Source organism: Kitasatospora sp. NPDC002040 (genome assembly GCF_040296785.1).
In the GTDB taxonomy this organism is placed as follows: Bacteria; Actinomycetota; Actinomycetes; order Streptomycetales; family Streptomycetaceae; genus Kitasatospora.
This window is the reverse complement of the sequence record NZ_JBEOXV010000009.1, coordinates 87,807-106,156: the sequence shown is the minus strand read 5'-3', so window position 1 is coordinate 106,156 and position 18,350 is coordinate 87,807. Positions and strand designations below refer to the sequence as shown.

The window sequence follows — 18,350 nt, the reverse complement described above, 5'->3', positions numbered from 1 at the left end:
CGGGCCGTCAGGCCAGGTGCTCCGCGAGCCAGGCGGGGAAGGCCGTGAGGTCGGCCAGGACCACGTCGGCACCGGCCGCCCGGAGCTCGGCGCCGGTGTAGGGCCCGGTCGCGACGCCGACCGCGACGGCGTCGGCCGCGCGGGCGCCGCGGATGTCCCCGAGGTGGTCGCCGACGTAGACGGTGGCGCCGTGCTCGCGCAGCGCGTCGCCCTTGGACTCGGCCCAGGTGTCGCCGACCAGGACGTCGGTGACCAGCCCGACGTGGTCGAGCTGGAGCCGGGCGTTCGGCTCGTACTTGCCGGTGATCACGGCGACCCGGCCGCCCGCCGCACGGACCGCGTCCAGCGCCTCGACCGCGCCCGGCAGCAGCAGGGTGCCGGGCAGCGCGTGCTCCCGGTAGAAGGTCCGGTACAGGTCCGCCATCTCCTCGACCGCGTCGGCCGGGAACCAGTGCGCTATCTCCTGGGCGAGCGGCGGCCCGAGCCGGGTGACGGCCAGGGCGCTGTCGATCGGGACGCCGGTCACGGCTGACAGCACGTCATAGGTGGCCCGGATGCCGGGCCGGGTGTCGAGCAGGGTCATGTCGAGGTCGAAGCCCACGGTGAGAGACATGCCCCCACCCTAGGAGCCGGAACTTGCCCCGCCCGCAGCGGGCAACTTAGGTTTGCCTCGGTTTTCTGCGAAATGGGACATATGCCTGACACCACCGCCACCGGGCCCGGCCGCCGGGCGCTGCTGCGCCGGCGAATACTCTGGCTCACCGCCGCCCTGGCCGTCCTGCTGCTGGCGGTCCTGCTGAGCCTGGCGGTCGGCAGCCGCACCGTCCCGTTGGGCACGACCGTCTCCGCGCTGCTGCACGGCGGCGACGGCCCCGACGCCGTGGTGGTCCGCGAGCTGCGCCTGCCGCGCACCGCGGTCGGCCTGGCCGTCGGCGCCGCGCTCGGCCTGGCCGGGGCCGTGATGCAGGGCGTCACCCGCAACCCGATCGCCGAGCCCGGCATCCTCGGCGTCAGCCAGGGGGCGTCGGCCGGGGTGGTCCTCGCCATCTCGGTGCTGGGCGTGGGCTCGCTCACCGGGTACGTCTGGTTCGGCTTCGCCGGTGCCGCGGTCGCCGCCGTGCTGGTGTACGCGCTGGCGGGCACCGGACGGGGCGGGGCGACCCCGGTCAAGCTGGCGCTGGCCGGGTCCGCGATGACCGCGTTCATCGCCGCGCTGATCTCCGCCGTGCTGACCACGGACGCGGCGACGATGGACCGGTTCCGGTTCTGGCACGTCGGCTCGCTGGCCGGGCGGACGCCGGACGTGGCCTGGCAGCTGCTGCCCTTCCTGCTGGTCGGCGCCGCGCTGGTGTTCGCGGTGGCCCGCGGCCTGGACGCGCTGGCGCTCGGCGACGACACCGCCAGGGGCCTCGGCGCGCGGACCGGGACCACCCGCGCCGTGGGGGCGCTCGGCGCGACCGTGCTGACCGGTTCGGCGGTGGCGGCGGCCGGGCCGATCGCCTTCGTCGGCCTGGCCGTGCCGCACGCCGCCCGGGCCCTGGTGGGCACCGACCACCGCTGGGTGCTGACCCTGTCCGCGCTGCTCGGGCCCGCGCTGCTGCTGCTCGCCGACGTCCTGGGCCGGGTCGTGCTCCGGCCCGCCGAGGTGCCGGCCGGGGTGATGACCGCGCTGGTCGGCGTACCGGTGCTGATCGCGCTGGTGCGCCGGAAGAAGGTGGTGGCGGCATGAGCGTCCCCCTGGCCGGTTACACGGTGGCCCGGTTCGGCCCGGCCTCGTTCCTGGTGCACCGCCGGTCCGTCGCGGTCGCGGCGGCCCTGCTGGTGCTGCTGGCCGGCGCGGTGGTGGCCTCGCTCTGCCTCGGCGAGTCGACCGTCCCGCCCGCCTCGGTGCTGGACGTCCTGCTCGGCCGGCCGAGCCCGGACCAGCTGGTGGTCGGCGAGCTGCGGCTGCCCCGGGTGACGGTGGGTCTGCTGGTCGGCCTGGCGCTCGGCCTGGCCGGAGCGCTGATCCAGACCGTCGCCCGCAACCCGCTGGCCAGCCCGGACGTGATCGGGGTGAGCCACGGCGCGAGCGCGGTGGTGGTCGGCCTGATGAGCTTCGGCTACGTCCAGACGGCCCGTCAGGTGCCGTGGGCGGCGGTGGCCGGCGGGCTGGCGGCCGGGCTGCTGGTCTACCTGCTGGCCTGGCGGCGCGGGATGCACGCGCAGCGCTTCGTGCTGATCGGGATCGGCATCTCGATCGCGCTCTCCTCGCTCACCTCGCTCTTCCTGACCAAGGGCGACGGGCTCCAGGCGCAGCAGGCCAAGGTCTGGATGACGGGCAGTCTGAACGGCGCCGGCCTCGAACAGTCCGCCTGGCTGGCCTGGGTCCTGCTGGCCGCCGTCCCGGCCGTGCTCTGGTCCGCCCGGGCGCAGCGCAGCATCTCCTTCGACGACTCCACCGCGATCGGGCTCGGCCTGCGGCTGAACCGGATCCGGCTCGGCACGGCGCTGCTCGGCATCGTGCTGGCCTCCTGCGCCACCGGTGCGGCCGGGCCGGTGGACTTCGTCGCGCTGATGGCGCCGCAGATCGCGGTCCGGCTGGTCCGGGGCGCGCGGCTGCCGCTGTTCTGCTCCGCCCTGACCGGCGCCGTCGTGGTGGTGGCGGCCGACCTGCTGGCGCGTCGGCTGCTGGCGCCGGTCGAGCTGCCGGTGGGGGTGGTGACGGCGCTGGTGGGTGCGCCGTACCTGATGTGGCTGTTGATCCGTTCCCGTCGTGGAGGTTCCTGATGGACCGTCTGGAGGCGCGCGGGCTGACCCTCGCGTACGAGTCGAGGACGGTGGTCGAGGACCTCGACCTGACCGTCCCGGACGGCCGGGTGACGGTGATCGTCGGCCCGAACGCCTGCGGCAAGTCGACCCTGCTGCGGGCGCTCGGACGGCTGCTCAGGCCGGCCGGGGGCGCGGTGCTGCTGGACGGCGCCGAGCTGGCCCGGACCCCGACCCGGGAGATCGCCCGCCGGATCGGCCTGCTGCCGCAGTCGCCGGCCGCGCCCGAGGGGATCTCGGTCTCCGACCTGGTGGCCCGGGGCCGCCAGCCGCACCAGAGCTGGTGGCAGCAGTGGTCGGCGGAGGACGAGCGGGCCGTCACCGAGGCGATGGAGCGGACCTCCACCGCGGACCTGGCCGAGCGCAGCGTGGACGAGCTGTCCGGCGGCCAGCGCCAGCGGGCCTGGATCGCGATGGCGCTGGCCCAGGACACCGGCATCCTGCTGCTGGACGAGCCGACCACGTTCCTGGACATCGCCCACCAGGTCGAGGTGCTCGACCTGGTCCGGCGGCTGAACGCGGAGCGCGGGCGGACGGTGGTGGCCGTGCTGCACGACCTCAACCAGGCCGCCCGGTACGCCGACCACCTGGTGGCGATGCGGGACGGGCGGATCGTCGCGCAGGGCCCGCCGGCCGAGGTGGTGACGGCCGGGCTGGTCCGGGAGGTGTTCGGGCTGAAGTCGGTGGTGGTGCCGGACCCGGTGACCGGGACGCCGCTGGTGATCCCGGGCGCGCCCTGGGCGGCCTGACCGGGCATCATCCGACAACTCGGACATAATCGACATCTGTCGTACCGTCGAGTCCGCCCGGGGTGTCCGATGCCACGTCAGTTCTCCCGCCGCACCACCCTGGCCGGGCTGGGCGCGGCACTGCTGGCCGGCTGCACCTCCTCGCCCGCCCTCCCGGCCGCCCCCGAACTGCCGACCGGCACCGAGCTGCCGAGCCCCGCACCGGTCCCGAGCACCACCGTGACCACCGCGACCGGCGAGGTCGCGGTGCCCGGCGCACCGTCCCGGGTGGTGGTGCTGGACACCGCCGAACTGGACTCCGCCTTCACCCTCGGCGTCCCCCCGGTCGGCGCCGCCCGGGCCGCCGCCGACCCTGGCTTGCCCGACTACTGGCCCGCCTCCTGGCTGGCCCGGGTCGGCGGCGTCGGCGTGATCGGCAACCCCGACACCGGCCTGATCGCCGCGCTCGCACCCGACCTGATCCTCGGCAACCGGACCAGGGACGGCGACCGCTACGACGCCCTGCGGGCGATCGCCCCCACCGTGCTCACCGAGACCACCGGCTACCCCTGGAAGGACGACTTCCAGCTGCACGCCCAGGCCCTCGGCCGCCGCCGGCAGGCCGCGGCCGTCACTGCCGAGTACGAGCGGCACGTCGGCCGGGCCACCCGGGCGATCGGCGACGCCGGTTCGGGCGGCCGGCGGATCAGCGTGGTGCGCTTCGTCGAGGGCTCGCCGACGGTCCGGCTGTACGGCCGGCAGAGCTTCATCGGCTCGCTGCTGACCGACCTCGGGCTGGGCCGCCCAGACCCGCAGAACGTCGACCGGTTCGCGGTCGAGGTACCGCCCGACCGGATCGCCCAGGCCGACGGCGACCTGCTCCTCTACTCGACCTACGGCAACCCGGCCCGGGCCCTCACCGACGCCGTGCTGGCCGGTCCGGGCTGGCAGGGGCTCGGCGCCGTCAAGGCCCACCGGGCCTTCCCGGTCGACGACCAGCTCTGGTTCGAGGGCATCGGCTACACCGGGGCGAACCTGATCCTGGCCGAGCTCCAGCGCTTCCTGGGGGCCTGAGCCTCGGGCCTCCGCCGTGGAGCTCCGCCGTGGGCCTCCGCCTCAGACCTCCGCCACGGCCTTCCGGCGGCGGAGCGTCACCACCAGCAGGAACACCGAGGAGAGCACCGCCGCCAGCCGCAGCGCACCCGGCGCCCCGTCCCAGACCTGCTGCCCGAGCTGGTCGGCCGGCCCCGCCGGCGACCCCCAGCGGCCCTGGGCCCGGCCCCACTGCCACACCGCCGTGGCGGTCACCGTGCCCAGCGGCACCACCAGCACCGCGAACTTCCGGGTCAGGTCCCCGAGCCGGGGCGCCACGTACGCCAGCCCCCAGCCCGCGAGCAGCGCCAGCAGCTGGCCCGTCACCGCACCGCCCAGCAGCACCGCCACGGCCAACAGCACCAGCGCGGACGGCCGACGGCCCGTCAGGAACGTCCGGCCGGGACCGGCCGGGACCTGCTCGACCGCCTCGGGCTCGTCCGTCCGCTGCTCCGGCAGCTCCAGCACGGCCGGCTCGGGCTCGGCCACCGGGAACTCGAACACGATGCTGTCCCAGCCGGGGAAGTCGGCCGCCGTCAACGGGCCGCTCGGTGCCGCCCTGGCGATCAGCCAGGCGCCCTCGGGCGGCGTCTCCGGCTGCGTCACCGGCACCTCGGGGGCGTACACCGACTCGACCGGCTCGGCCGCCGCGCCCTCGACCGCCGCCCCCTCGGGCTTCCGCCCCAGTACCCGCCAGGGCCCGTCCACCCGCCACCACTCGCCGTCCGCCATGACCACCCCTCGCCTCACCGCCGACGCTACCCACATCCACCCCCGGAAACGACCCCCTTCACGCCCCCACGCCCCCCTTGTGGCCCACGCGTCGGCCGCCCGGGGCCCGGGGGGCGGCGCGGATGTCCGGCGTACGGGTCGCAGTTCCCCAGGCCCCTGGCGGGTTTGCCCAAGTGCCGTAATCTGGGTCGGATGACCAGTCAGCAGAGCGAGCCCCGAACCGCGAAGGCCGCCGCACCCCGGACCCTCGCCGAGGAGCTCCGTGCCCGCGACGACCAGGCGCTGGCCGATCTGCTGCACGCCCGCCCCGATCTGCTCAACCCGGTCCCGAGCGACCTCACCCAGCTGGCGGCCCGGCTCTCCAGCCGCGCCTCCACCCTGCGGGCGCTGGAGCGCCTGGACCGCTTCACCCTGCAGACCGCCGAGGCCCTCGCCGCCGCCCCGGACGGCGGCCCCGACACCGTGGTGCGGAACCTGCTGGCCGGCCCCGGCCGGGTGAAGCCGCATCCGGCCGCCACCCCGGCCGACCGCGCCGCCGTCGCCGCCGCCCTGCCCGCGGCGCTCGCCACCCTCCGGTCCCAGGTGCTGCTCTGGGGGCCCGACTCGGCGCTCCGGCTGGTGATCGCGGTCCGCGAGGCGCTCGCCCCGACCGCCGCCAACCCCGGCCGGACCGGCCTCGGCCCGACCCTGGCCGAGGCCACCATGGGGATGTCGCCGGCCCGGATCCAGCAGTTGATCGCCGGGGCCGGGCTGCCGCCGACCGCCGACCCGGTGACCGCTGTCGCCGCGCTCGGCCGGCTGCTCCAGGACCGCAAGCGCTGCGCCGCCCTGCTGGCCGAGGCCCCGGCCCCGGCGCTGGCCCTGCTGGAGAAGCTGGTCTGGGGACCGCCGACCGGCACCGTCCCGGACGCGGCCAGGCCGGTCACCGCGGACGAGGTCCGCAGCCCGGTCGAGTGGCTGCTCGCGCGCGGACTGCTGCTCCCCTCCAGTGCCGGATCAGTGGTGCTGCCAAGGGAGTTGGCGCTGCACCTGCGCGGCGAGCGGAGCCACCGCGCGGTCGAGCCGACCCCGCCCGTCCTGATCCCGACCGCCGAGCGCGATCCACAGGCTGTGGACGGCGCGGCGGCCGGCCAGGCGTACACGGCCGTCCGCACGGTCGAGGAGTTGCTGGAGGCATGGGGCCTGCAGCCACCGCCCACCCTGCGGGCCGGCGGCCTGGGCGTACGGGACCTCAAGCGGGCCGCACTCACGCTGGAGTGCTCCGAGCAGACCGCCGCGTTCTGGCTCGAACTCGCTTACACCTCAGGACTATTGGCCCCGGACGGGGAGGCCGACGAGCGGTGGGCGCCCACCCCGGCGTACGACCACTGGCTGCAGCAGGCGACCGCCGACCGCTGGGCCCTGCTGGCCCGCAACTGGCTGACCGCGACCCGGGTGGCCGGGCTGACCGGCACCCCGGACGGCAAGGGCCGGACGCGCGCGCCGCTCGGTCCGGAGCTGGACCGCACCCTCGCACCGTCGGTCCGCCGGGCGACCCTGGGCGCGCTGGCCACCCTGCCCCCCGGCGGAGTGGCGGACGCCGTGACGCTGCTGCCGCTGCTCCGCTGGCAGCGCCCGCTGCGCGGCGGCCCGGTGGGCGCCGACGGCCGCGACTTCCGTGACCACCTGGCCGAATGGGCCCTGCACGAGGCCGAGTTGCTCGGCATCACCGGCCGCGGCGCGCTCGGCGCACCGGCCCGGGCGCTGCTGGCCGGCCAGGACCCGGCCGCCGTACTGGACCCGCTGCTCCCGCAGCCGCTGGACCACGTGATCCTCCAGCCGGACCTGACCGCGATCGCGCCGGGCCCGCTGCTCACCCCGCTGGCCCACGCGCTGGCCCTGTGCGCGGACATCGAGTCCAAGGGCGGCGCCACGGTCTACCGGTTCAGCACCGCCTCGATCCGGCGGGCGCTGGACGCCGGACGGTCCGCCACCGACCTGCACGCCTTCCTGGCCCAGCACTCGCGCACGCCCGTCCCGCAGCCGCTCAGCTACCTGATCGACGACGTGGCCCGGCGGCACGGCGTGCTGCGGGTCGGCGCGGCCTCCTCGTACCTGCGCTGCGACGACCCGGGACTGCTGGCCGAGGTGCTGGCCGACCGGCGCGCGGTCGAGCTCCGGCTGCGGATGCTGGCGCCGACCGTGCTGGCCGCCCAGGCCGGGCCCGAGACGCTGCTCTCGGTCCTGCGGTCGATGGGGTACGCCCCGGCCGCCGAATCCGCCGAGGGCGACGTGCTGCTGACCCACCCCGACAGCCGCAGGACCCCGCCCAGGACCGCCCCCACCCCCGTCCCGGACGGACCGCCGGAGCCGGACCAGGTGCTGCTCGCCGCCGCCGTCAAGGCCGTCCGGGCCGGCGACCGGGCCGCCACCGCCGTCCGCCGGGAGACCGTCGCCGGGCCCGCCGCCAGCCGGCCGCAGACCGGCCCGGCCCGCAGCGACCTGCGCCAACTCCCGCGCACCGCCGCCGCGGACACCCTGGCCGCGCTCCAGACCGCCGTCCTGCTGGGCGAGCGGATGTGGATCGGCTACGTCAACGCCGAGGGCCTCTCCTCGCAGCGGGTGGTCGACCCGGTCAAGGTCGAGGGCGGGTACGTCACCGCCTACGACCACCTCAGCGACGAGGTCCGCACCTTCGCCCTGCACCGCATCACCGGTGTCGCCGAACTGGCGGACAGCGCGCAGTAAGGGTCTATGGTCAGAGACATGGACCTCGCACCCGGCATCCGTTACGCCGTCATGGACCGCCACGGCGGGGTCAGCCCGGCCCCGTACGACTCGCGCAACCTCGGCGGGCGCACCGACGACGACCCTTCGAACGTCCGGCGCAACCGCGAACTGACCGCCCGTGAGCTGGGGTTGGACCCGGCCAAGGTGGTGATGATGCGTCAGGTGCACGGCACCGAGGTCGCCTACGTCACCGGGCCGTACGAGCGCGACACCGCCCCGCCGCTGGACGGCCTGGTGACCGACCGGCCCGGCGTCGGCCTGGTCGCCCTGGCAGCCGACTGCGCGCCCGTGCTGATCGGCGACCCGGTCCGGCGGCTGATCGGCGCCGCCCACTCCGGCCGGGCCGGGACGGTGGCCGGGATGGCGCCCGCCCTGGTCGCGGCGATGACCGCCCGGGGCAGCGACCCGGCCGACCTCATCGCCCTGGTCGGCCCGCTCGCCTGCGGCCGCTGCTACGAGGTCCCCGAGCAGATGCGCGCCGAGGCCTGCGAGCGGCTGCCCGAGCTCTGGGCCACCACCCGGCAGGGCACCCCGTCACTGGACGTCCGGGCCGGCATCACCGCCCAGCTGACCAGGGCCGGGATCGGCGAGATCCGGCACGACGACCGCTGCACCATGGAGGACGAGAACTTCTTCTCGCACCGCCGGGAGCAGGTCACCGGCCGGTTCGCCGCCTACATCTGGCTGACCGGCTGAGCTACTTCTTCTCCTTGGCGGCCTGCTCGGCCTGCTGCTGCTTGGCCTGCTCCATCAGCACCTCCGGGTCCGGCGGCGTCGGGTCGACACCGCTGAGCAGCTCGGTCGCGGTGAAGGCCACCGTGCCGAACAGGCCACCCGCGTTCTTGATGTCGGGCATACCGGCGGGCTTGGCCGCATAGGCGGGGGCAGCGGCGGCAGCCAGCGCGGCACCGGAGAGGGCGACCGCGGCGAGCACACGATTGGGCATCTTCATGCCCAGCACAACGAGCACCTGCCCGGCAGGTCACCCATAACCACCCGAGTGCGGGACACTGGAAAGTCTGCGACCTGACAACCGGAGGACTCCCCGCGTGAACGACGGACCGCTGATCGTCCAGAGCGACAAGACCCTGCTGCTGGAGATCGACCACCCCAAGGCAGCCGACTGCCGCCGTGCGATCGCGCCGTTCGCGGAGCTGGAGCGGGCGCCCGAGCACGTGCACACCTACCGAGTCACCCCGCTCGGGCTGTGGAACGCCCGGGCGGCCGGGCACGACGCCGAGCAGGTGGTGGACGCCCTGGTGAAGTACTCCCGCTACCCGGTGCCGCACGCGCTGCTGGTGGACGTGGCCGACACCATGGGCCGGTACGGGCGGCTGCAACTGTCCAAGCACCCGGTGCACGGGCTGGTGCTGAGCACCACCGACCGGCCGGTGCTGGAGGAGGTGCTGAAGTCCCGGAAGATCGCCCCGCTGGTCGGGGCCCGGATCGACCCGGACACCGTGGTGGTGCACCCCTCGGAGCGCGGGCAGATCAAGCAGGTGCTGCTCAAGCTCGGCTGGCCGGCCGAGGACTACGCCGGGTACGTGGACGGCGAGGCGCACCCGATCGAGCTGGAGCAGGACGGCTGGACGCTGCGGCCGTACCAGCAGCAGGCCGTGGAGGGCTTCTGGCACGGCGGCAGCGGTGTCGTGGTGCTGCCCTGCGGTGCGGGCAAGACGCTGGTCGGTGCGGCCGCGATGGCCGAGGCCAAGTCGACCACGCTGATCCTGGTGACCAACACCGTCTCGGCCCGGCAGTGGAAGCACGAGCTGGTGAAGCGGACCTCGCTGACCGAGGACGAGATCGGCGAGTACAGCGGTACGAAGAAGGAGATCCGCCCGGTCACCATCGCCACCTACCAGGTGATGACGACCAAGCGGAAGGGCACCTACGCGCACCTGGAGCTGTTCGACGCGCGGAACTGGGGCCTGGTGGTCTACGACGAGGTGCACCTGCTGCCCGCGCCGGTCTTCAAGTTCACCGCCGACCTGCAGGCGCGGCGGCGGCTCGGCCTGACCGCCACCCTGGTCCGCGAGGACGGCCGGGAGGGCGACGTCTTCTCGCTGATCGGGCCGAAGCGCTTCGACGCCCCGTGGAAGGAGATCGAGGCGCAGGGCTACATCGCGCCGGCCGACTGCTGCGAGGTCCGGGTCACCCTGACCGACTCGGAGCGGCTCACCTACGCCACCGCCGAGCCGGAGGAGCGCTACCGGTACTGCGCCACCACCGCGACCAAGCGGCGGGTGGTGGAGGCGCTGGTGAAGAAGCACGAGAAGGACCAGACCCTGATCATCGGTCAGTACATCGACCAGCTGGACGAGTTGGGCGAGGTGCTGGGCGCGCCGGTGATCAAGGGCGAGACCAGCAACGCGCAGCGGGAGAAGCTGTTCGAGGCGTTCCGGAGCAAGGAGATCAGCGTGCTGGTGGTCTCCAAGGTGGCGAACTTCTCGATCGACCTGCCCGAGGCGACGGTGGCGATCCAGGTCTCCGGGACGTTCGGCTCCCGGCAGGAGGAGGCCCAGCGGCTCGGCCGGGTGCTGCGCCCGAAGGCGGACGGGCACTCCGCGCACTTCTACTCGGTGGTGGCGCGGGACACCGTGGACCAGGACTTCGCCGCGCACCGGCAGCGCTTCCTGGCCGAGCAGGGCTACGCCTACCGGATCATCGACGCGGACGACGTGCTGTAGCCGTACCGAGGGGTGCGCGGGTAATTGATTCGCGCCACGGGTGGGGGCAGGTCTAGGATTTCCGGTCTTGCCCCCTCCCGAAGCGTGGTGCCGTCCCGGCAGCCGTGGGAGTCCGTCCGGTCGGCAACCGGGCGGTTCTTCACTGTGAGCTACTGACGAGACCGCCACCCGGACCGGGTGGCCGGGAAGGTTCGCTGTGCACTCCCCCGCCCCCGTTGACCCCCTGCTCCAGCGCGAGCGCGACCACCTCGCCGCCTCCCGGGCCGCCCTGACCGCGATGCGCGCGGACGTCGAGTCGCTGGACCTGCGCGACGTGACCGGTACCTGGGTCTCCGCCGCCGTCCTCCAGAACCAGATCGAGAACCGGATCGCCGCGCTCGCCGATCTGGCGCACACCCCGCTGTTCTTCGGCCGACTGGACTACCTGCACGCGATCAGCGAAGGCCTGGCCGAGGGCGGCGTGGGCGAGCGGTTCTACATCGGGCGGCGGCACGTGCACGACGCCACCGGCGACCCGATGGTGATCGACTGGCGCGCGCCGGTCTCGCAGCCGTTCTACCGGGCCAGTCGGACCGACCCGCTGGACGTCGACCGCCGCCGCCGATTCGGCTACACCGGTGGCGAGTTGACTGCGTACGAGGATGAGCACCTGAGCGACCCGGCGGAGGTCGAGGGCGCTTCCGCCCTGCTGGCCGCCGAGATCGAGAAGCCCCGCGTCGGCCCGATGCGCGACATCGTCGCCACCATCCAGCCCGAACAGGACGAGATCGTCCGGGCCGAGATCGGCGGCACCATCTGCGTCCAGGGCGCCCCCGGCACCGGGAAGACCGCCGTCGGCCTGCACCGGGTCGCGTACCTGCTGTACGCGCACCGCGACCGGCTGGCCAAGTCCGGCACCCTGGTGGTCGGCCCGAACCGCTCCTTCCTGCACTACATCGAGCAGGTCCTGCCCGCCCTCGGCGAGTTGGACGTCGCCCAGGCGACCGTGCAGGAGCTGGTCAAGCACGTCGAGATCCGCGCCGAGGACCCGTCCGAGGCAGCCAGGCTGAAGGGCGACGCCCGGATGGCCGAGGTGCTGCGGCGCGCCGTCCGGTCCGGCATCAGCCTGCCGACCGAGCCGCTGGTGGCGGTCCGCGGCTCCCGCCGCTGGCGCCTCCCGGTGCACGAACTCGTCGAGATCATCGAGGAGATGAGCGGTCGGGAGATCCGCTACGGCGCGGCGGGCGATGCACTGCCGCAGCGGCTGTCGCACGCGCTGCTGCTGAAGATGGAGCAGGGCGGCGAGGCCCCCGACGACCGGGTGCAGGACGCGATGGCCCGCAACCCGCAGGTCAAGGCCATGGTGAAGCAGTGCTGGCCGCCGGTCGACCCGGCCAAGCTGGTGCACCGGCTGCTCACCGACGCCGAGTTCCTGGCGCGTTGCGCGGACGGCATCCTGACCGGGGACGAGCAGGCCGTCATCCGCTGGGCCAAGCCCGGACGTTCGGTGAAGACCGCGCCGTGGACCGCCGCCGACGCCGTCCTGGTGGACGAGACCGCCGACCTGGTGCACCGCACCGCCTCGCTCGGCCACGTGGTGCTGGACGAGGCGCAGGACCTCTCGCCGATGCAGTACCGCGCCGTCGGCCGCCGCTGCAGCACTGGCTCGGCCACCGTGCTCGGCGACCTCGCCCAGGGCACCACCCCGTGGGCGACCGGCAGTTGGGCCGAGGCGCTGCACCACCTCGGTAAGCCGACCGCCCACATCGAGGAGCTGACCAAGGGCTTCCGGGTGCCCGAGGAGGTGATCGCGTACGCCTCCCGGCTGCTGCCCGCGATCGCGCCGGGGCTGGCACCCGCCACCTCGGTCCGCGACGCCCCCGGTTCGCTGAACATCCGTCAGGTCGAGCCGGAGGCACTGGATCCGGCCCTGGTCGAGGCCTGCCGCACCGCGCTGGAACGGGAGGGCTCCACCGGCCTGATCGCCGCCGACGCCCGCATCCCCGCACTCGCCGAGGCCCTGACCGCCGCCGGGCTGCCGTTCCTGGAGCCCGGCACCGAGACCAGCGCGGACGCCCGTCTCACCCTGGTCCCCGCCTCGCTCGCCAAGGGCCTCGAGTACGACTACGTGGTCCTCGACGAGCCGGCCGCGGTGGTGGCCGGCGAGCCCGACGAACGCACCGGCCTGCGCCGGCTGTACGTCGCGCTCACCCGTGCGGTCTCGGGCCTGGCCGTGCTGCACGCACAGCCCCTGCCGGGCGAACTGGCCGCCTGAGCCGGGGGCCCCGGGGCCGGAACCGGGCGGGTCAGGCGTCGATCAGGGCCCGCCACTCGGCCACCTTGGCGGCGTCGACCGGGGTGTCCCAGCCGTTGGCCCGGACCGGGCCGCCGACGTGGAAGCCGTCGAAGCCGGCCGCCCGCAGGTCCGGGACGTGCTCGGCGCGGAGGCCGCCGCCGATCAGGATCTGCTGGCGGTACCCGGGGTCACCGGCCTTGGCGAGCTCGCCCGCCAGCACCTCCCGGCCGGCGCTCACGCCGGCGGCGGAGCCGGAGGTGAGGAAGGTGTCGAGACCGGGCAGGTCGGCCACGGCGGCCCGGACGGCGGCCCGGTCCACGCTGTGGTCGATCGCCCGGTGGAAGGTCCAGCGGCAGCCCGCGACGGCCTCGGCGACGGCCCGGGTCGAGGCCAGGTCGACCGCTCCGTCGGCGTCCAGGAAGCCGAACACGAACTCCTCGGCCCCCTCGGCGCGCAGGGCGGCGGCCCGCTCGCGCAGCCCGTCCAGGCTGCCGGGGGTGAAGCCGTCCCGGATCCGGAGCATCACCCGAAGCGGGATGGTCACCGCGGCGCGGATCCGGGCGAAGTCCTCGACCGACGGGGTCAGCCCGTCGGCGGCCATGTCGGCGACCAGTTCGAGTCGGTCGGCACCGCCCGCCTGAGCAGCCTGGGCGTCCTCCGCCGTCAACGCGATCACTTCGAACATTGGTCTAGACATATCGCTACCCTGCCATATCCGAAGGCCCGTCGGCGAGCCCTCTGCACGGGGAAAGTGATCAGCCCCGCCGGGGCGCCTGCCGGGAATTCCCAGCATGGCCGCCCCCGGACTGGGCCGCATCCTCCACCGGCCGGACCGGTGACGAAGTCACCTCGCGACCAGGTCACCTCGCGCCGCCCGCCGAACCCCCGCCTGACGCACCGCCAGCCCGAACCCGAGCGCCAGCAGCGCCCCGGCGGCCAGCGGGACCACCCGGTCCCGGAGGTGGAACGCCCCCAGCAGCAGCACCGGCGCCAGCAGCGGCAGCACCCCCAGCAGCAGCACCCCGGGCAGCAGCGCCAGGCCGCCGCGCCCGAACACCTCCCGCCGGACCGTCCGGCCGCGGCACTCCGGCGGCACCGCCGCCAGCAGCAGCCCGCCCAGCAGGGCCGGCCCGACCACCAGCAGCAGGCCGAAGGCCAGCAGGTCCGCGGTGCGGGAGTACCCGCCCGGCCCACCGGTGGCGAGCACCAGGTAGCCGCACCCGGCCACCGCGCCCAGCAGCTCCACCCCGGCCAGCACCAGGGCCGCCCGACGGCGGCCGGCCAGCACCGCCAGCAGCACCAGGCCCCAGCCGAGGGCCGCCACGGGGTGGTAGAGATCCAGCGCCCCGGTGCTCCAGACCCGGGCGGCCGGGGCGAGCAGCACCGACCACGCCATCAGCACCAGCAGCGCCACCGGCACCGCGGCGGCGGCCGTCCGCCCCGGCAGCCCGGTGGCGGTCAGCCCGGCCCGCAGGCGCCACCCGGCGGCACCGGCGGCCGGTGCGAGGGGTTCCGGCCGAGTGGGTTCCGCACGATCCGTCATATCCGCAGATATATCGTCCACCGTCAGGATGCGGCAAGGGCGCACCCCCTGACGGCGGGTCCGAAAGAATGGCCCCATGACCACCGAGCTGCTCGACCGCTGGAACGCACTGCTGCTCCGCACCGGGGCCACCACCGATCCGGCCCCGTACGGACTCGACCTGCTGGCCCGGTGGGCCGAGCCGCAGCGGCGCTACCACTCCACCGCCCACCTGGCCGCCGTGCTGGACCACGTGGACGCGTTGGCCGGGCACGCCGAGGACGCCGACGCCGTCCGGCTGGCGGCCTGGTTCCACGACGCGGTCTACCGCCCGGACCGCTCCGAGAACGAGGAGCGCAGCGCCCAACTGGCCCTCCGCGCCCTGCCCGAGGCCGGGCTGCCCGGGGCCCTGGCCGAGGAGGTGGCCCGGCTGGTCCGGCTGACGGTCGGACACCACCCGGCCGAGGGCGACCGCAACGGCGAGGTGCTCTGCGACGCCGACCTGGCGGTGCTCGGCGGCACCCCCGCGCAGTACGCGGCGTACGCGGCGGCGGTCCGGGAGGAGTACGGCTTCGTCCCCGACGACCTGTTCCGGGACGGCCGGGCGGCGATCCTGCGCCAGCTGCTCGCCCTGCCCGGGCTCTACCGCACCCCCGCCGCCCGGGACCGCTTCGACGCCGCCGCCCGCCGCAACCTGTCGGCCGAGCTCATGCTCCTGGAACGCTGACCTTCCGCCGCCGCAGCCCGGCCGCCGTCAGCCGGGCCACCAGCTCCTTGCTGCCGACCGGCACCGCGCCCAGCTCGACCGCCTGTTGGTACCAGGCGGCCGGTATGTCGTAGTGGTCCCGCTCGAAACCACGGGCGGGAGCGCCCAGCCGCCCGGCGAAGGCGTGCAGCTCCTCGTACGAGACGTCGCTCACCAGGTGCGACCAGTGCTTCCCGTGCCCCGGCCAGCTCGGCGGGTCGATCAGGATCACGACAGCGCACCCACCGCCGCCACTACGGCCGCCTCCTTGCCGCACACCCAGTGCGGCTCGGGCCCCAGCTCCGGCTCCACGCTCAGCGCGTGCGGGTCCCCCTCGGCCGCGCAGCTCTCGCACAGCGGCCAGCGCCCGTACGCCTCCAGCAGCGCGTCCTGCACGTCCTGCGCCACCAGCCCGAGCACGTAGTCGGTACCGTCCGGCCACTGCTCCAGCCACCACCGCCGGTGCGTCACGGCGTTCTCCACCAGCGACACCACGGTCGCGTCCGCCACATCGCGGGCGGTCAGGTCGGCGAGGATCAGCGCCCGCGCACTGTGCAGCGCGGCTTCGATGTCAGCGGAACTCATCCGCCCATTGTCCCGCAGTCCGCCCCGGAGCCGAAGCGGCGGTCGGAGGGCCGGACCGGAGACGCCGCGAAGGCGGCCTCCCCCGGAGGGGAGACCGCCTTCGTGAGTCGGTCAGGACTGACTGATCCTCAGGAGGATCAGAAGTCCATGTCGCCGCCCGGCATGCCGCCGCCCGCGGGGGCACCGGCCTTCTCGGGCTTGTCGGCGATGACGGCCTCGGTGGTGAGGAAGAGCGCCGCGATGGAGGCGGCGTTCTGCAGCGCGGAGCGGGTGACCTTGGCCGGGTCGATGATGCCCGCGGCGATGAGGTCGACGTACTCGTTGGTCGCGGCGTTCAGGCCCCAACCGGGCTGCAGGTTGCGGACCTTCTCCACCACGACACCGCCCTCGAGGCCGGCGTTGGTCGCGATCTGCTTGATCGGGGCCTCGAGCGCGACGCGCACGATGTTGGCACCGGTCGCCTCGTCGCCCTCGAGCTCGAGCTTGTCGAACGCGACCGAGGCCTGCAGCAGCGCCACGCCGCCACCGGCGACGATGCCCTCCTCGACGGCCGCCTTCGCGTTGCGAACGGCGTCCTCGATGCGGTGCTTGCGCTCCTTGAGCTCGACCTCGGTCGCAGCGCCGGCCTTGATCACGGCCACGCCGCCCGCGAGCTTCGCCAGGCGCTCCTGGAGCTTCTCGCGGTCGTAGTCCGAGTCGCTGTTCTCGATCTCGGCGCGGATCTGGTTGACCCGGCCGGCGACCTGGTCGCTGTCGCCGCCACCGTCGACGATGGTGGTCTCGTCCTTGGTGATGACCACCTTGCGGGCGCTGCCCAGCAGGTCGATGCCGGCGTTCTCGAGCTTGAGGCCGACCTCCTCGGAGATCACGGTGCCACCGGTGAGGATGGCGATGTCGCCGAGCATGGCCTTGCGGCGGTCACCGAAGCCCGGGGCCTTGACGGCGACGGACTTGAAGGTGCCGCGGATCTTGTTCACGACCAGGGTCGACAGGGCCTCGCCCTCGACGTCCTCGGCGATGATGACGAGCGGCTTGCCGCTCTGCATGACCTTCTCCAGCAGCGGCAGCAGGTCCTTGACCGAGCCGATCTTGGAGTTGGCGATCAGGATGTACGGGTCCTCGAACGAGGTCTCCATACGCTCCAGGTCGGTGGCGAAGTACGCCGAGATGTAGCCCTTGTCGAAGCGCATGCCCTCGGTGAGCTCGAGCTCGAGACCGAAGGTGTTGCTCTCCTCGACGGTGATGACGCCTTCCTTGCCGACCTTGTCCATCGCCTCGGCGATGAGCTCGCCGATCTGGGTGTCGGCGGCCGAGATGGAGGCGGTGGCAGCGATCTGCTCCTTGGTCTCCACCTCCTTGGCCTGGGCGAGGAGCTGGTCCGAGACGGCGATGACGGCCTTCTCGATACCGCGCTTCAGGGCCATCGGGTTGGCGCCGGCCGCGACGTTGCGCAGACCCTCGCGCACGAGCGCCTGGGCCAGCACGGTGGCGGTGGTGGTGCCGTCGCCCGCGACGTCGTCGGTCTTCTTGGCGACCTCCTTGACGAGCTCGGCACCGATCTTCTCGTACGGGTCCTCGAGCTCGATCTCCTTGGCGATGGAGACGCCGTCGTTCGTGATCGTGGGGGCGCCCCACTTCTTCTCAAGGACAACGTTGCGGCCCTTGGGGCCGAGCGTCACCTTGACGGCGTCGGCAAGCTGGTTCATGCCACGCTCAAGGCCGCGGCGAGCTTCCTCGTCAAACGCGATGATCTTGGCCATCGGAAGTGGTCCTCCAGGACACGGTCGACTGCACCGGACCGAGGGGCGCCCGCGACGGACGGCCCTGGTGTGCGGGGGTCTTGTCCCCTACCGCTCCCGGGGGCCTCACCGACCCGGTCCGTTGTCACTCTCATGCTGCGAGTGCTAACGCCAATGATTAGCACTCTCGGGTATCGAGTGCAAGCCCCGACGTGGTAGTGCCGTGTCGGCGGACGCCCTGGAACGGCAGCAGGCCCGGACGACGGAGTGTCGTTCGGGCCTGCGGACGAAGCAGGTGACTGCCAGCTCGTGCCGAGCCGAGGTTCCGAGGTTCGGAAAGGTCAGACCGCCGCGCGGACCATGTCCGCCTGCGGGCCCTTCTGTCCCTGGGAGATCTCGAACTCGACCCGCTGGCCCTCCTCGAGGGTGCGGTAGCCGTCCATCTGGATCGCGCTGTAGTGGACGAACACGTCCGCACCACCGTCGACCGCGATGAAGCCGTACCCCTTCTCCGCGTTGAACCACTTGACGGTGCCCTGAGCCATTCCGAACTCCCCTTGTGCTGTGCTGGCCCTTCGCGGGCCCGCAGGGATGCGGGCCCAGGTCTGAACAGGCACGCCCGAGGGAACCCCCCCTGGGCGCAGCCGTGCACGCCGCAAGCGCCCCAC

Annotated in this window: 18 protein-coding genes; 9 read left to right on the top strand and 9 right to left on the bottom strand. The window is 74.0% G+C overall.

Annotated features, from left to right (window positions below):
- Window positions 1–7: 7 nt before the first annotated feature.
- Window positions 8–613 (bottom strand): HAD family hydrolase, encoded by a 606-nt coding sequence (locus tag ABT118_RS20815; protein ID WP_350670655.1) that lies wholly within the window; start codon window positions 611–613, stop codon window positions 8–10.
- An 81-nt stretch (window positions 614–694) separates the two neighbouring features.
- Here ABT118_RS20815 and ABT118_RS20810 point away from each other — a divergent pair, with 81 nt between their 5' ends.
- The 4 genes from ABT118_RS20810 to ABT118_RS20795 all read left to right on the top strand — a co-directional run bounded on the left by ABT118_RS20810 (window position 695) and on the right by ABT118_RS20795 (window position 4,610).
- Entirely contained in the window at window positions 695–1,729 is a 1,035-nt protein-coding gene (locus ABT118_RS20810) for a FecCD family ABC transporter permease (protein ID WP_350670653.1), read from the top strand.
- Window positions 1,726–2,769, top strand: a complete 1,044-nt coding sequence (locus tag ABT118_RS20805) for a FecCD family ABC transporter permease (protein WP_350670652.1) — start codon at window positions 1,726–1,728, stop codon at window positions 2,767–2,769. Before ABT118_RS20810 ends, ABT118_RS20805 begins: the two co-directional genes overlap by 4 nt.
- Entirely contained in the window at window positions 2,769–3,557 is a 789-nt protein-coding gene (locus ABT118_RS20800; protein ID WP_350670648.1) for an ABC transporter ATP-binding protein, read from the top strand. Before ABT118_RS20805 ends, ABT118_RS20800 begins: the two co-directional genes overlap by 1 nt.
- 69 nt (window positions 3,558–3,626) lie before the next feature.
- The gene (locus ABT118_RS20795) at window positions 3,627–4,610 is read left to right on the top strand and encodes an ABC transporter substrate-binding protein (RefSeq protein WP_350670643.1); all 984 of its coding nucleotides are present in this window, start codon (window positions 3,627–3,629) and stop codon (window positions 4,608–4,610) included.
- 42 nt (window positions 4,611–4,652) lie between these two features.
- Here ABT118_RS20795 and ABT118_RS20790 read toward each other — a convergent pair whose 3' ends face one another.
- Window positions 4,653–5,360: a hypothetical protein gene (locus ABT118_RS20790; RefSeq protein WP_350670642.1), complete on the bottom strand. Its 708-nt coding sequence runs from the start codon at window positions 5,358–5,360 to the stop codon at window positions 4,653–4,655.
- A 192-nt stretch (window positions 5,361–5,552) separates the two neighbouring features.
- Between ABT118_RS20790 and ABT118_RS20785 the strand changes: the two genes are divergently transcribed.
- Window positions 5,553–8,087 carry a helicase-associated domain-containing protein gene (locus ABT118_RS20785; RefSeq protein ID WP_350670639.1) on the top strand — a complete coding sequence of 845 codons (2,535 nt, stop codon included), beginning with the start codon at window positions 5,553–5,555 and terminating at the stop codon, window positions 8,085–8,087.
- An 18-nt stretch (window positions 8,088–8,105) separates the two neighbouring features.
- Window positions 8,106–8,825, top strand: coding sequence for a peptidoglycan editing factor PgeF (pgeF, locus tag ABT118_RS20780; protein ID WP_350670638.1), 720 nt, complete (start codon window positions 8,106–8,108; stop codon window positions 8,823–8,825).
- 1 nt (window position 8,826) lies between these two features.
- Here pgeF and ABT118_RS20775 read toward each other — a convergent pair whose 3' ends face one another.
- Window positions 8,827–9,075, bottom strand: coding sequence for a hypothetical protein (locus ABT118_RS20775; protein ID WP_350670634.1), 249 nt, complete (start codon window positions 9,073–9,075; stop codon window positions 8,827–8,829).
- A 103-nt stretch (window positions 9,076–9,178) separates the two neighbouring features.
- Between ABT118_RS20775 and ABT118_RS20770 the strand changes: the two genes are divergently transcribed.
- Both ABT118_RS20770 and ABT118_RS20765 read left to right on the top strand, forming a co-directional pair.
- The gene (locus ABT118_RS20770; RefSeq protein ID WP_350670632.1) at window positions 9,179–10,816 is read left to right on the top strand and encodes a DNA repair helicase XPB; all 1,638 of its coding nucleotides are present in this window, start codon (window positions 9,179–9,181) and stop codon (window positions 10,814–10,816) included.
- Window positions 10,817–11,012: 196 nt separating this feature from the next.
- Window positions 11,013–13,070, top strand: coding sequence for a HelD family protein (locus ABT118_RS20765; RefSeq protein ID WP_350670628.1), 2,058 nt, complete (start codon window positions 11,013–11,015; stop codon window positions 13,068–13,070).
- A 31-nt stretch (window positions 13,071–13,101) separates the two neighbouring features.
- Here the strand turns inward: ABT118_RS20765 and ABT118_RS20760 are convergent, their stop codons facing one another.
- The gene (locus ABT118_RS20760) at window positions 13,102–13,788 is read right to left on the bottom strand and encodes a copper homeostasis protein CutC (protein ID WP_350670625.1); all 687 of its coding nucleotides are present in this window, start codon (window positions 13,786–13,788) and stop codon (window positions 13,102–13,104) included.
- Window positions 13,789–13,935: 147 nt separating this feature from the next.
- Window positions 13,936–14,634 carry a hypothetical protein gene (locus tag ABT118_RS20755; protein WP_350670621.1) on the bottom strand — a complete coding sequence of 233 codons (699 nt, stop codon included), beginning with the start codon at window positions 14,632–14,634 and terminating at the stop codon, window positions 13,936–13,938.
- 76 nt (window positions 14,635–14,710) lie between these two features.
- Between ABT118_RS20755 and ABT118_RS20750 the strand changes: the two genes are divergently transcribed.
- Window positions 14,711–15,340 (top strand): HD domain-containing protein, encoded by a 630-nt coding sequence (locus tag ABT118_RS20750; RefSeq protein WP_350670619.1) that lies wholly within the window; start codon window positions 14,711–14,713, stop codon window positions 15,338–15,340.
- Here the strand turns inward: ABT118_RS20750 and ABT118_RS20745 are convergent.
- The 4 genes from ABT118_RS20745 to ABT118_RS20730 all read right to left on the bottom strand — a co-directional run bounded on the left by ABT118_RS20745 (window position 15,321) and on the right by ABT118_RS20730 (window position 18,227).
- A complete protein-coding gene (locus ABT118_RS20745) occupies window positions 15,321–15,590 on the bottom strand; it encodes a DUF4031 domain-containing protein (RefSeq protein WP_350670617.1) in 270 nt (89 codons plus the stop codon). The genes ABT118_RS20750 and ABT118_RS20745 overlap by 20 nt on opposite strands.
- Complete coding sequence (locus tag ABT118_RS20740; RefSeq protein ID WP_350670614.1) at window positions 15,587–15,943, bottom strand: DUF8819 family protein; 357 nt, start codon at window positions 15,941–15,943, stop codon at window positions 15,587–15,589. The genes ABT118_RS20745 and ABT118_RS20740 overlap by 4 nt, the downstream gene beginning before the upstream one ends.
- A gap of 137 nt (window positions 15,944–16,080) precedes the next feature.
- A complete protein-coding gene (gene groL, locus ABT118_RS20735; protein WP_350670612.1) occupies window positions 16,081–17,703 on the bottom strand; it encodes a chaperonin GroEL in 1,623 nt (540 codons plus the stop codon).
- Between the two features lie 320 nt (window positions 17,704–18,023).
- Complete coding sequence (locus ABT118_RS20730; protein ID WP_030289665.1) at window positions 18,024–18,227, bottom strand: cold-shock protein; 204 nt, start codon at window positions 18,225–18,227, stop codon at window positions 18,024–18,026.
- Window positions 18,228–18,350: the final 123 nt, after the last annotated feature.